This window comes from Dapis purpurea BLCC-M126 (assembly GCF_050015975.1).
Classification (GTDB): Bacteria; Cyanobacteriota; Cyanobacteriia; order Cyanobacteriales; family Microcoleaceae; genus Trichodesmium.
On sequence record NZ_JBNHER010000256.1, the window covers coordinates 1 to 13,712 of the forward strand.

The 13,712-nt window shown below is 34.0% G+C and carries 7 protein-coding genes and 2 pseudogenes; 3 read left to right on the forward strand and 6 right to left on the reverse strand.

Annotated elements, in window-relative coordinates; translation table 11 throughout:
• Positions 1 to 463 precede the first annotated feature (463 nt).
• Positions 464 to 760: pseudogene (locus tag ACP6PL_RS22940) on the reverse strand (DUF2887 domain-containing protein); the annotation flags it as partial.
• A gap of 281 nt (positions 761 to 1,041) precedes the next feature.
• On the opposite strand from ACP6PL_RS22940, the gene ACP6PL_RS22945 reads away from it, so the two are divergent.
• Both ACP6PL_RS22945 and ACP6PL_RS22950 read left to right on the forward strand, forming a co-directional pair.
• Entirely contained in the window at positions 1,042 to 2,964 is a 1,923-nt protein-coding gene (locus ACP6PL_RS22945; RefSeq protein WP_426547606.1) for a sister chromatid cohesion protein PDS5, read from the forward strand.
• 264 nt (positions 2,965 to 3,228) lie between these two features.
• Positions 3,229 to 3,984: pseudogene (locus tag ACP6PL_RS22950) on the forward strand (alternative oxidase); the annotation flags it as partial.
• A gap of 124 nt (positions 3,985 to 4,108) precedes the next feature.
• Here the strand turns inward: ACP6PL_RS22950 and ACP6PL_RS22955 are convergent.
• Genes ACP6PL_RS22955 through ACP6PL_RS22965 form a run of 3 tightly spaced genes read right to left on the reverse strand, consistent with a single transcriptional unit; the run spans position 4,109 to position 8,109 of the window.
• Positions 4,109 to 5,479 (reverse strand): hybrid sensor histidine kinase/response regulator, encoded by a 1,371-nt coding sequence (locus ACP6PL_RS22955; protein WP_426547607.1) that lies wholly within the window; start codon positions 5,477 to 5,479, stop codon positions 4,109 to 4,111.
• Between the two features lie 2 nt (positions 5,480 to 5,481).
• Positions 5,482 to 5,748: a hypothetical protein gene (locus ACP6PL_RS22960; protein WP_426547608.1), complete on the reverse strand. Its 267-nt coding sequence runs from the start codon at positions 5,746 to 5,748 to the stop codon at positions 5,482 to 5,484.
• A 12-nt stretch (positions 5,749 to 5,760) separates the two neighbouring features.
• The gene (locus ACP6PL_RS22965; protein WP_426547609.1) at positions 5,761 to 8,109 is read right to left on the reverse strand and encodes an ATP-binding protein; all 2,349 of its coding nucleotides are present in this window, start codon (positions 8,107 to 8,109) and stop codon (positions 5,761 to 5,763) included.
• Between the two features lie 809 nt (positions 8,110 to 8,918).
• Here ACP6PL_RS22965 and ACP6PL_RS22970 point away from each other — a divergent pair.
• Complete coding sequence (locus tag ACP6PL_RS22970; protein WP_426547610.1) at positions 8,919 to 10,247, forward strand: AAA-like domain-containing protein; 1,329 nt, start codon at positions 8,919 to 8,921, stop codon at positions 10,245 to 10,247.
• Positions 10,248 to 10,544: 297 nt separating this feature from the next.
• Here ACP6PL_RS22970 and ACP6PL_RS22975 read toward each other — a convergent pair whose 3' ends face one another.
• Positions 10,545 to 11,951, reverse strand: a complete 1,407-nt coding sequence (locus ACP6PL_RS22975) for a cytochrome c biogenesis protein (protein WP_426547611.1) — start codon at positions 11,949 to 11,951, stop codon at positions 10,545 to 10,547.
• 390 nt (positions 11,952 to 12,341) lie between these two features.
• A complete protein-coding gene (locus ACP6PL_RS22980) occupies positions 12,342 to 13,073 on the reverse strand; it encodes a cytochrome c biogenesis protein CcdA (protein WP_426547612.1) in 732 nt (243 codons plus the stop codon).
• Positions 13,074 to 13,712: the final 639 nt, after the last annotated feature.

Sequence of the window (13,712 nt, forward strand, 5' to 3'; positions counted from 1 at the left end):
AGGAGAGATGGTTGGAGATTTTCGTGACTATTGCGTATAGAGCAATAGTAGTTTTATTCATTCCATGAAGCACCCAGGAGAGATGGTTGGAGATTTTCGTGACTATTGCGTATAGAGCAATAGTAGTTTTTTCATTCCATGAAGCACCCAGGAGAGATGGTTGGAGAATTTCGTGACTATTGCGTATAGAACAATAGTAGTTTTATTTATTTTGTGAAGCACCCAGGAGAGATGGTTGGAGAATTTCGTGACTATTGCGTATAGAGCATAGTAGTTTTATTCATTTTGGATAGATAACTACTAGGAGGTCTAGGCTAAAATTATGGGTAAAAAACCTAACCCCCCAACCCCCTTCCCTACCAGGGAAGGGGGAGAATATTTCTTCCCTCTCCTTGTAGGAGAGGGGTCGGGAGAGAGGTCTTCATTGACTCGCTCTTTACCCACATTTTTAAGCTAGACACGCTACTACTACTCGCCAAGAATGGGTAGGTTGATATTTTCTTAAATATAGAAAAAGTTGAGCAAAAATACGGTAATATAATTCATCTTTTGGTTAAAATTATAATTCTAGTAAGTAGAATAGTTGAGGCGAATTATTATCTTTAGGTAGAAATAATCCATCCAGACGAAATGCTAATTGTTTGACTTCACGGGAGGTAAATTCATAATTATTAGTTTCCGGTTCTGAAATACCAATTAATTCAAAAAAACTAGCTGGAAATGTGAAAAATAGTTTATAGAAAATGCTGTCTGCTTTCACGTTTTGTTGTTATTTTTTACACTTGTAGTTTAGGTTGATCCAGGAAACCTAACAGATATACCTTCCAAAGACTACAATTCATAATGACAATTGTCTACTTTATTGTCAAATTGGCGGGAGTTTTTTCCTGAAAGTATAGTTATGCCGTTGCGACTGAAAAGAAGTTGAAAGAAGCAATTTCCATTGACCTAAATTTTTTCTTAATTTTATGTTTAGGGTTAATTTAATTATGATAACTTAATTTAGCAAGTTGCTGCTTTCTATCTCTTAATTTTAAGATAATGAAACTCTCTAACTTCTTTATTCGTAAATGGCGTTTTTTACTGCTGTTATTGGTGGCGTTATTAGCAGTAAATTTTGGTCATGTTCAAGCTTCTCAGAAGTCACCCCTGGAAGACTGGCAACTCCAGGGAATGTTGGCAGCATTGGATGATTCTGACCCTGATGTTTGGGGTGAGGCTGTGAAGAAAATGTCTGAGTATGACCTTAAGTCTCCTATTGAGATTCCGTCAGACAGAGTAGAACAAATTGGCAAATTGTTGAGGGATGAAGATTCGGATATCCGTCGTGCAGCAGCAACAACAGTGGGTAATCTGGGGTTGGAGGCTAAACAATTTATTCCCCAGTTGTTACAGTTGTTTAGGGATCAAAATTGGCGTGTCGTTATGGCAGCAGCAACAACAGTGGGTAATCTGGAGTCGGAGGCTAAAGAATTGATTCCCGAGTTGCAGCAGTTGTTGAAGGATAAAAATTGGCGTGTCCGTGCTGCAGCAGTAACAGCAGTGGGAGAGATGAGGTCAGAGGCCAAACAATTTATTCCCGAGTTGCAGCAGTTGTTGAAGGATAAAAATTCGGATGTCCTCAGAGTAGCAGCAACAGCAGTGGGTAATTTGGGTTCAGAGGCTAGACAATTTATTCCCGAGTTGCAGCAGTTGTTGGGGGATAAAAATTCGGATGTCCGTTACGCAGCAGTAATAATAGTCGATGAGATGGAGTCGGAGGCTGTAGAATTGATTCCCCAGTTGCAGCAGTTGTTCAGCGATCAACATTCGGAGGTTCGTTATGTAGCAGTAACAGCAGTTGGTGACATGGGTTGGGAGGCTGTAGAATTGATTCCTCAACTACTGAAGTTGTCAAGGGATAAAAACAGGCGTGTCTCTTTTGCTGTAGTAAAGACAGTAAGTGACATGGGATGGGAGGCCCAAGAATTTATTCCTCAGTTGCAGCAGTTGTTCAGCGATCAAGATGCGCGTGTTCGTGAAGCAGCAGCATGGGCAGTGCGTGAGATGAGTTCGGAGAGTGCTATAGAATTTATTCCCCAGTTGCAGCAGTTGTTTAAAGATAAAGATGGGCGTGTTCGTGCTGCCGCAGCATGGGCGGTTGGTAATCTGGAGTCGGAGGCTAAAGAATTCAGTCCTCAGTTGCAGCAGTTGTTCAAAGATAAAGATGGGCGTGTCCGTGCTGCCACAGCAAGGGCGGTGGGTAATCTGGGGTCGGAGGCTAAAGAATTCAGTCCTCAGTTGCAGCAGTTGTTCGGTGATGAAGATAGGTTGGTCCGTTCTACTGCAGCATCGGTAGTGGGGAATCTGGGGTCAGAGGCTAAAGAATTCAGTCCTCAGTTGCAGCAGTTGTTTGGCGATGAAGATAGGTTGGTCCGTTCTGCTGCAGTATCGGCAGTGGGGAATCTAGGGTCGGAGGCTAAAGAATTGATTCCCCAATTGTTGCAGTTGTTGATGGATAAAGATTCGGAGGTTCGTGAAGCAACAGTAAAGGCACTAGGCCAAATGGGAAAATTTAATACTCAGCAGATTTTACAAATTTTGAATGTAACTCATAGAAACAGAGAGCAAGAAGCAGGACTTCGTTTTCTTGCTTACTTTACAAGTGGAGGCGAATCTAATACCATTACTTTAATTCAATGGTTGGGTTCACCAAAACGATATCCCGATCAAATAGATAATTTTGGCAAGAAACGATCTGTTAGTAGGGAAGAGGGCAAAAAAGTTTTAGAGATTTTTGCTGATGCTTGGCCAGACACTGAAAATCTAGAATACCTGCGCCCTGAATTGAAAGCACAGATTAATAAATTGGTTAAAAAGGTGAATTGGGAACCAGAAGATATTACTTTACTTCAGAGACACTACAAAAATCTCCAAGATGAAGACATTAAAGCAAAGATAGATGCCTTGCAAAAAATACAATGATTATGCTAGCTGCGCAATATTCTACTCCTTCACTCCATTATACCGTTTAATCGTTTAATGGAAGTAAAAAATAAGATTCGAGCAGCTAAAATTGAATCTTTTCTCAAAAATATTTTGTAGTCAACTTAGTTTAAATAGGGCTTGCTGAAAAAGTCTTATATCATGTCCGGTTGAAAAATGATAATTAAAGCTCGTAGTAGGGCTTTAGCCCTAAGATAGGTATTTATCGGGCTAAAGCCCTGATACAAACAAAAACTTTTTTATCACTGTTTTTATGTATTAGAAACAATTGCTAGAGTACCCTACTTTGCTTATACTTCCGTTTTACATTTTTACGAAACTCTTGGTTTGTGGCGGAAAGCTGATTGGTTAAAAGTTCACTTTGCCGAAAGTTGGAATCAAATGAACCACCTACTAATTATGGAAGCATTAGGAGGAGGTATAGCAACAGTCAGGGCGATTAGGACATAGAATAGAGGAAGTGTTCTGTCATGATTAAGTCAGTTCTGCAAGCAGTGTCCTAACCTCCTTGGCTATTGCTATAATTATTGGGGCGATCGTATTCTCGCTCAAACAGTGGGTTTAATTTACTACTGGATTATTGCATTTTTATACGCAGTTGCTCCTAGTCAAGCTTACTTTTTTATGGAAGAAGTAGAAAAGCACGCCTTTCATACTTATGATAGTTTTTTAACCGAAAATGAAGCGGAATTAAAAGAAACAGCAGCGCCAGAAGTTGCTATTAAGTATTATCGTGATGGCGATCTTTATATGTTTGATGAGTTTCAAACTACTAGAATTCCTCAGTCTCATCGTCCTCAAGTTGACAATTTATTTGATGTGTTTGTGAATATTAGAGATGATGAAAATGAACACGTTAAAACTATGGCTGCTTGTCAACATCCAGAGGCTTATCAAAGTCTTCAAAGTCCTCATACTGCTGCGACACAAAATAAAGAATCAGATGTAGAAGTTGTGGTTTTATCAGAAGTAGAAACAGAAACAGGTGTTCAAGTTTAGTTTGAATTAAAGCTCGTAGTTGGGCTTTAGCCCTAATATAAATATTTTATGGGCTAAAGCACAACTACAAACAAGAACTTTGATATCACTCATTATAATGATATAAAATAAAATTACTATCAAATTATTTTGATAGTAAATTGATAGGAATCTCAATCATAAATGTAGAACCTTCATCAACCTTAGAATCACAAGTTAGTTTTCCGTGATGCTGCTCTACTATTATTTGATAACTAATTGATAATCCCAATCCAGTACCTTTACCAATTATTTTGGTAGTAAAAAATGGTTCAAATATTCGTTCTCTTATAGATTCATCTATTCCTACTCCATTATCGGCAATTGTAATCATAACTAAGTCTGAATTTTTCAGTTCTGTAGTAACCACAATTCTCGGCAATTGCTGTTCGGAATTTATTTGCTGTTCAACTTGTTTTTGTCTTTTTGCCTCTAAAAAATCAATTGCATTATTCAATAAATTTAAAAAAACTTGGTTCAGTTGATTAGGATAACATTCAATTTTCGGAATTTGAGCATATTCTTTGATGACGTGAATTGGTAATAAATTATTTGTTTCTTCTAGTCTAGATTTTAACAAAGCTAAAGTGCTTTCAATTCCTTGATGAATATCAACAAACTTATATTCTGCCTGATTAATTCTAGAAAAATTGCTAAGAGAATCAACTATTTTTTGAATCCTTTCTACTCCTTTTTTCATAGAAGATATAACATTAGGTAAATCATTACTCAAAAAATCTAGGTCGATATCTTCTGCATTATTCTGAATTTTTTGATTGGGTGATGGGTATTCCTGCTGATAAAGTTTAACTAAATCTAGCAATTCTTCGACATAACTATTTGTATAGTCAAGATTATTATTAATAAAATTGATGGAATTATTAACTTCATGGGCAACACCTGCGGCTAATTGTCCCAAGCCAACCATTTTTGCGTTTTGAATCATTTGAACTTGAGCTTGTTTTAATTCCTGCAAAGCTTGTTCTAGATTTTCAGATTTTTTTTTCAATAAAGTTTCTGAAGTTAATAGTCGTTTGTTTTTTTCCTCCAGAATTAAATTTTGCTTGAGAATTAGCCTTCTACTATAATTAATTTGAAGTTGATTCTGGATTCTGATTAAAACCTCTTCCAGATTAAATGGCTTAATAATATAGTCTAATCCCCCTACAGAAAAAGCTTTTACTTTATTAAAAACTTCATCGAGAGCGCTCAAAAAAATTACTGGTATATTCTGAGTTTTTGGGTTAGCTTTAAGTTGTTCACAAACCTTATAGCCATCCATTTCTGGCATATTAATGTCTAATAAAATCAAATCAGGGGCTTGAGAATTAATAGCTATTAATGCCATTTTTCCATTATTTAGAGCCCTAACTCTGTGTCCTGCATTTTTTAATATTTGGGATAAAAGCTTGAGGTTTTCTGGAATATCATCAACAATCAGAATATTTCCAGTAGTCTTATACTTAGAGTTACTCATAATTAAATTTGATTGTCTTCTTGCTGAAGAATTTTTTCAGTTAAGTTACTAATATTTTCAAATTGAAATTGATTGATATAATCTATTAATATTTCGGATAAATCAGAATGAGATTCCGGAATCTCTTCCGCTAAGGTAATAATTAAATCTGTATCTTCTAAAATAGCTGCTCGATGCAAATCTATCACCCATGTCATGGGCATTTCTAACAACATTTCTGGTGTTAAATAATTTTTTTGTAATGAATTTTGTGGTTTATCAATCTGCAATTTTTTTTCTGGTTATTCATTTTTATAAATGTATTGTATTCCTAAATATTCAGCGATTTTTTCCAACAAAATTCTCTGGGAAAATGGCTTCATTATTAAGTCATCGCAACCTGTATATAAAATTTTAGTAGACCGCTCTTGAAAACTTTGAGTTGTTAGAGCTAAAATTACAGGTGGTTGAGTATTACTATTTCTTTTAATAGATTCGATTGCTTCCTTTCCTGATTTAGCTAAGATCTCTAAATCTATCAAAATTAGTTGGGGTTGCCAATTTTTCCAAATATCAGTTATCTGATTAATCTCAGTAACTTCCTGCACAACAAAACCTATTTGGCTTAAAATTTCAAGTAATAAAATCCTGTCAACTTCTAGTGTTTCTACAATTAAAATCCGATATTCTGGTTGATGGGGTGCTAAAGCTATAATTTTATCAAAATTAGCAGTTTTAGTTTTAGGTAATTCTGTTTCTTCTATCTCAATATCAAATGTAAATTTTGTGCCTAAACCTACTGTACTGCTAACAGAAATATTCCCTCCCATAAGTTGTACAAATTTATGGCTAATAGCTAAACCTAATCCACTTCCCTGTTTAGATTGACGACCTGTTTCTGTTTGCTCAAAAGGTTGAAATAATTTATCTATTTCTTCTGGAGCAATACCATAACCTGTATCATTCACTTCAAATTGTAAATTGTTTTTCTCCTGTATTTTGCTAATGCTTAATGTGATTCCTCCTTTATTAGTAAATTTGATAGCATTCCCCAACAAATTAATTAAAACTTGGCGCAATTTTTCCTCATCAGTTTGGATAGATTGGGGGACATTAATATCCCATTGACATTGTAGGTATAAATTTTTTTCAGATGCTTTTAAGCTAAACATTTGTTCAATACTCTTTACCAAAGCAAATAGGTCAAAACTGGCGATCTTTAATGTAGTTTTACCAGCCTCTATTTTCGCAATTTCTAAAATGCTATTAATTAATTGGAGTAAATGCTCGCCTGCTTGATTAATAATCTCAATAAATTCTTGGTTTTTGGTAGTTATAGATGAGTCGAGACTCATTAGTTGAGTAAAACCAATAATTGCATTTAAAGGAGTACGCAATTCATGATTCATTGAAGCAATAAAATTACTTTTAGCTAGGTTAGCTGCATCTGCTGCTACTAAGGCTTTTTCTAATATTAATGACTTTTGTTGAGTTTCGGCTAATAATTCTGCTTGCTGTAAAGCTACTCCTAACTGAGTGCCAATTTGAATAGCAATATTAATTTCTGGGTTTTCCCACTGACGAGGAGCAGAATTTTGATAACAAGCGAGTAATCCCCATAGTTTATTGTTAGAAATAATCGGAACATTGATATATGCTTTAGCTTGAAAACTCTCTAATAGTTTAATATAACAATCAGTAAATCCAGCTTGATAAATATTTTCAACTACTCGATACTTTGCGCCCTGACTATAAATACCACCTTCTTCTTTTTGTAGGTAGGTATCTTCTATCGCGTTGGGATTAGATAAATCTTTATAACAGTTTTCATTTTCCATAGCGTTTTGTTTGAGACTAGGATCATTTTCTTGTTCCTTTACTAAAATTTTCCAGCCACTTTCGACTGACTCTGCTACTATTTGCCCACTCCAGTCAGGATTAAATTGATAAATAACTACCCGATCACAATAAATTGTTTGTCGTAATCCTTGAGTTGTGGTTTGAAATATTTTAGAAATATCTAGACTCTGACGTATTTTTTGAATAACTATAGAAATGATTTTTTCCCGTTTAGCGCTTGCTTGTAATGACGATATGGTTTGTTGGTGCTTTTCTATTTCATGTTGTAAGTTATTCAAAGTTGTTGATAACTCAGTAGTCTGGCATTGTACTTCTATTTCTAAGTTTTGATTAGCTTGCTCAAGTGCTACTTCTGTTTGTTTGCGTTGAGCTACTTCTGTTTCTAATTGTTGGTTAATTGCTTCTTGTTCTGAGAGAGTTTTCAGAGATAAAAATTTAGGTAATAGCTTTACGAGTCGCAAAGCTGTGTAGCAACCAATTAGGGCAGTGATAGATTTCTGAATCCCTACTAACCAATTAAAAGGATTTGGATACCATATACTCAAAATTACCATTAAATGACCTATAGCAGACAAGATCATCACAGTACATAATAAACCAAATACTCCTGAAAGTATTACAGATTTACGTTTTTGCACAAAGTAAATTAGAATTGCCGGAATTGAAAAATAGGCGATCGCTATGAATAAATTTGATAATAAATATAACCATATTGGTTGAGGTGGCCATAGATGGTTATTTCCCTGGGAAATAAAATTAAGTAAAAATAGTTGACTTAATGTTTGCTGCATGATTATTTAGTTTTGTTATGTCTTAATATCTTCTTTAATTGTACAGTCACAAGTAATAGACATAAGTATGAGAAATTGTATAGCAAGGTTCTATAAAATGTTCCGAAAAGGTTTTCAGAAAAATTTTTTTGGGGATTGGTGGAGGTATTATTTTCAGCAGTTAGGGGTTAGGAGTTAGGAGTCAGGAGTTAGGAGTCAGAAGGTAGAAAGAGTTTTTTGCTTACCAACGATGGTTTGTAGACATAATTTGTCGTTAATTAGGAACTCTTAAATATCTGAAAAATATGAGTTTTATACCTAAAATTAGCAATGCTGTAATTAATATCTAAATCACAATTATATTACTTTTGACTTTTAATTTTTGACCTTTGACTAAAATTCAAGGAACGGTAACGAGTAGTAATATACGGCTATCAGGGGATAAATTGTAATTGTTGCAGCAAGGTTAATTTTCAATGTCAATATTTTGACTATTATACACCATCAACATGAAAAAAATACAAATTTATCTAATTTAGCTACAATAACTTTGACAAATAGTGGTCTCTAGATACAAATACTTAATAAGAGAATACAAAATAGACAAAACTTTTGCAAAAATATATAACAGGAGTTACCCAAAGATATCTAACAAATAAGTTTTTTCATAGATTTATATTCTTTAAATAAAGGATATCTGATATTAATTAGGTTTATTAGCTTATGTATTTCAGGTAATAACGTAAGTAATTTTATAGAAAAAACATGATATTTTATAATTATGAATTATTTTCTCAATTTATCCATATTCAACAATTATAAATATCAAAATGAATGTAGACGAAGTTATACAAATACTTAATGCTAATTTACCTTCTCCTTTAACTCACCTTCAAGAATTTATCTTGCGTTCTTCCTGGGAAGGAAAAACATATATAATGATGGCTAATGAAGCATATTATGGTGCAGAACATCTGAGAAAAGTTGCTAGTGAACTATGGTCATTACTAAGTAACTATTGGCAAGAACCAATTTCCAAAACAAATTTGCGCCAATATTTAGAACCCGTAAATCTAACAGAGTCACAGCAAAAATTACTGGATAAATACTGTCAAAATAAAAAAGTAAATATGTATATAGAATTTCCCAGCAGTGTTGTTCCTTTAGACTCTTATTTATACATAGAACGGCCTCCCATAGAGGAACTAGCTTACTCAGAAATTACTCAACCTGGAAGCTTTATTAGGATTAGAGCACCACAAAAGATGGGTAAAAGTTCGCTCATGCTTCGTATTCTAGATCGTTCTAAATATTTGGGTTATAATGTAGTCACTATAGACTTCAGACAAGCAGAAAAAGCTACTTTTTATTCTATAGATAAATTTCTGCGTTGGTTTTGTGCCAATGTTACTAAACAGTTGTCACTAGAACCTATGTTTGATAAATATTGGAATGAAATATTTGGTAGTAAAATTAGCTGTACGACTTATTTTCAAGATTACTTACTAGAGCAAGTTGAAACTCCAGTGGTATTAGCACTAAATGAAGTAAATAGACTGTTTAATTATCCTGAAATTGCCGAGGATTTTTTGCCCTTGTTAAGGTTCTGGTACGAGAAAGCAAAACAGGAAGAGATTTGGCAAAAATTTCGCATGATTGTTGTTTATTCTACAGAAGTTTATATTCCACTGAAAATCAATCAATCTCCTTTTAATATCGGATTACCACTAAGACTATCACCTTTTAATTTAGAACAAATTCAAGATTTAGCACAACGTCATCGATTATCTTGGATACAAGAAACTCATTGTCGGCAATTAATGGCAATAGTGGGGGGGCATCCTTACCTGGTGCGACTTGCTTTGTATTATCTGTATCGAGGAGAAGTTCGTTTTAAACAACTATTAGAAGAAGCACCAACAGAAGCAGGAATTTATAATAACCATTTACGCAAATTATTAACAATGCTTGAGGAGGAAGAAAAATTGAAAGAAGCTTTTAAAAAAGTTATTACTAATCAAGAAGGAGCGGATATAGATCCTATTATAGCTTATGAGTTGGATAGTATGGGGTTGATAACTATTTCTAAAGATTTAGTCAGACCAAGCTGTGAATTGTATAAGTTATATTTCCAAAAGCAATTATCCCGTTTTGTTTAGGAAGTTTTCATTAATTGATAATTGATAATGGATAATTGATAATTACCTCTGATTAAAACCGTTCGGGAATTGAATATCAGGAAATATCATTTCTTTTTTTCCCCTATCCAAGGGGAGGCTTTAAAGCAGAATTATTTAATAATTAATAATTAATAATTAATTATTCAGTAATAATAGAGGGCAGTTTGGTGTTCAAATTAATAAATTAAGATTCAATTCACAGAACCTGCCCTAATGCACAAAATTAGCTTTGTTAGTTCAGTAGGGAGAATTTCAAGTCGTTATCCTTTGATTAAGTCAACCTCGACGAAAATCTGGAAAAAGTTGGTCTTCAGAGGATACATTCCCATCATCTCCTGATTGAATATCTAATGTGTCTAAAATCTCTAACATTTCTCGTTCAAACGCCACACTAGCCCGATTAGTTTTACCACCAATATAAAGTCGTTCATTCTTTTGCCAAGCCCAAATTTGGGAGTGAGAAACATAACTCATTAACACGCTCAACATTAATAAACCAAAACCTAAATAAACAATTGGAATTCCTGGATCTGCTTTTATTTGTAAACCTGTACTACCTAAAATTTTGTCAACAAATAAGGTAACACCATTAACTTCTGTAGACATTCCTTCTCGCACACTAGCAACTAATTTACCAGTAGTATCATAAATTAATACAGTTCCTTGTAAATCTTTGGCGAGTAAAGATAAACCTTCACTTAAATCTGGTTTTGTCGGAACCCAAGTTCCCCAAATTCTACCCCCTGCTGCTGTATTTAATTTTCCCATTGGTAACTGAAAAACAGGGCTTTTATTAATTCTAACTTTAACAGCAGAAATCCCCCAATCTGCTTGATACATTGTCACTCCATGATATCGCATGGGTTGATTAACAAATATGGTTTTTCTATCTACTTCTTCCCCACTTTTATCTAATACTGATAGATCTGAATAAAACTGGTCAATTGTTCCTTCTGGAGTATAATCTATCCAGAAACGGTTGACTCGTACTGACCAATTTTTGGGAATTTGTGATTCAGCAAAAATTCCGGCATCGACAATATTTTTAACTTGAAAAGTTTCCCCACTCGGCACTATTTCTTGACCGACAAATCCGGTAATTGAACCAATTATTGAACCTGCTAAAATTATTAGCATACTGGCGTGAACTATTATCGGACCGACTTTACCAATAATTCCTTTTCTTCCATAGAGTTTATCTGATTCTTTAGATGTCTGATAACCTTTTTGCTGTAATATTTTTTCTAAGGAATCTAGAGAAGCTGTTTCTATTTCTGCACTTAATGCTAAGTTTTCAAATTGTTGTTTTTTATCGTAGAATTTCCAGCGCTTCGCAGATTTTAGAGCTGGTAATTGTCTGGTAAATGTGCAGGCGGTTAAACTGGCTCCGAATAATATTAATATTGATAAAAACCACCAAGTCCGGTAAACATGATCTAATTCTAATAATAAAATTACTTTCCAGGTTAAAAAACCAAATAATGCTGGTTTTTCTGGATAGTTTTCTTGATAAAAAGCTATAGACTCACCTTGTTCTATGACTGTGCCCGAAATACTAGAGATAGCTATGATTAAAAGCAGAGCGATCGCTAACCTTAAATCAGCTAATAATGGTAATATTTCTCGTTTAAATATTTTGACAGGATTTAGCTTTCCATTTAATTCTGAATCTTGAGCATCCATTGATTTAATTCCTATTATTTTCAACAATTTTTTTGTTAGTAAGTATAAAGACTAATCCTATATGATTTCTGAAAAAAACTGTAGGTGTTTGGTTTCAAAATCACTTTTTTGCTTGGGTTTGGAGAGCAAACCCCTAGGATAAAATATTAAAACCTATTCAGGATTACTATAGGTATAATTAAACATTAAAAAAATTCTAGAGGCTGGTAGTAAAATAATTAATAAATCAGCCATTTATTCCTAAAAATAAGCCCTAAATTTGTTATATTTATTGATAATTACCTACTTAGTTTAGAAAATTTTGACTTTTGGCTGTCTTGAGTGCATCTTACATTCTGAGGAGACCTCAGAATTATGCACTCGCTTTTGACTTTTGCCTTGGGCGTAGCGCTATACTGGTACAATTCTAAATAAAAGTGAAAATACACCAAAGCCAACTAATAAAATTCCACTAGCAGGTGTAATCCAACTAGACCATTTTCTGATTTCCAAAAATTTTTTAATATTAGCTGTAAAAGTTCCCGCTAATATCAAAGGTGTTACATAACCCATAGCGTAAGATAACAATAAAATTCCACCTAAAATTAAATCTCCAGTAGTCGAAACCCAAGCTAATAATGTTGCTAATACAGGAGTGCTACAGGGAGATGCTATTAAACCAAATGTTAAACCTAATAAATATGAACGTACTCCTGTAGGTAAATCTTGAGATATCCATCCCATACTGTCAAAAGATGGCATTGGTAATGGCAATGCTTCTAGTAAATTAAGACCCATTAAAATCGCAATTATACTAACAATAATTGGTAATCCTATACCTACTTGACCATAGACTTTTCCCAGCAATGATGCTATAATTCCTAACCCAGCGAGAGTGGTGGCTAATCCTAGGGAAAACCAAGTAGATTGAGCAGCAGCTTGAATACGACTCTTAGCCTCATATCCGCCTATGTAACCGATAGTTATTGGTAGCATAGAAAGCATACAGGGAGTGAGACTGGTTAGTAAACCAGCGACAAATATAATGACTAAACTTGCCCAACTTAGGTGCATTAGTTGAGTTTTTACAAGGGTGTTTGCATACTGGGCAGTTTCGTAAAGGAAAGTTAGGATAGTTTCCATAGTTTGGTTACTTGGTAATACAGATTTATGGGTCTTATGTTTATAGGATTTTTGACACCTTTATTAAACTAGGGTATTTTATACCAAATTTAAAAAATAATGCTAGGATTATGAATTTGCTACATTGTTTCTAGGGTATTGTATTGGTTTGGTTATCAGAGCTGGACTGTAGCTAAACTAGATCAAATTAGTATTTCAAATTATTATTACGATAATTTGCTGGACGTAAGCCCAAATATTTATTTTAATGATGAGTCTAAGGTTGGTATTATTATCAACTTTTATGAGTTACTAGACAGTGCAAAGTTATTGGAATAACTATTGCTAGGTAAGACTTTCAGGCTTCTCAAAGTTAGAAACTCTCTATTAAGCATTGTAGGTGCTGTAAGGTTTCTCTGGTAAGACTTTCAGTCTTGAAAGCAAATCGTTTTTTAGAAGAATTTTGTACTCTCCAGTTAATGAGTCATAATAAAAATTAAAAATTATTTATAGATGTTGAAGCGAGAATATTTTTTGCTCCCAAATGCTGCAGAAACAAATTTCCCCTTGTTCCCTACTCCCTATTCCCTATTCCCTATTCCCTAAATTTTTTAGATTTTAGATTTTAATAGGATTTAAGATTTCCTATGGAATTATGTG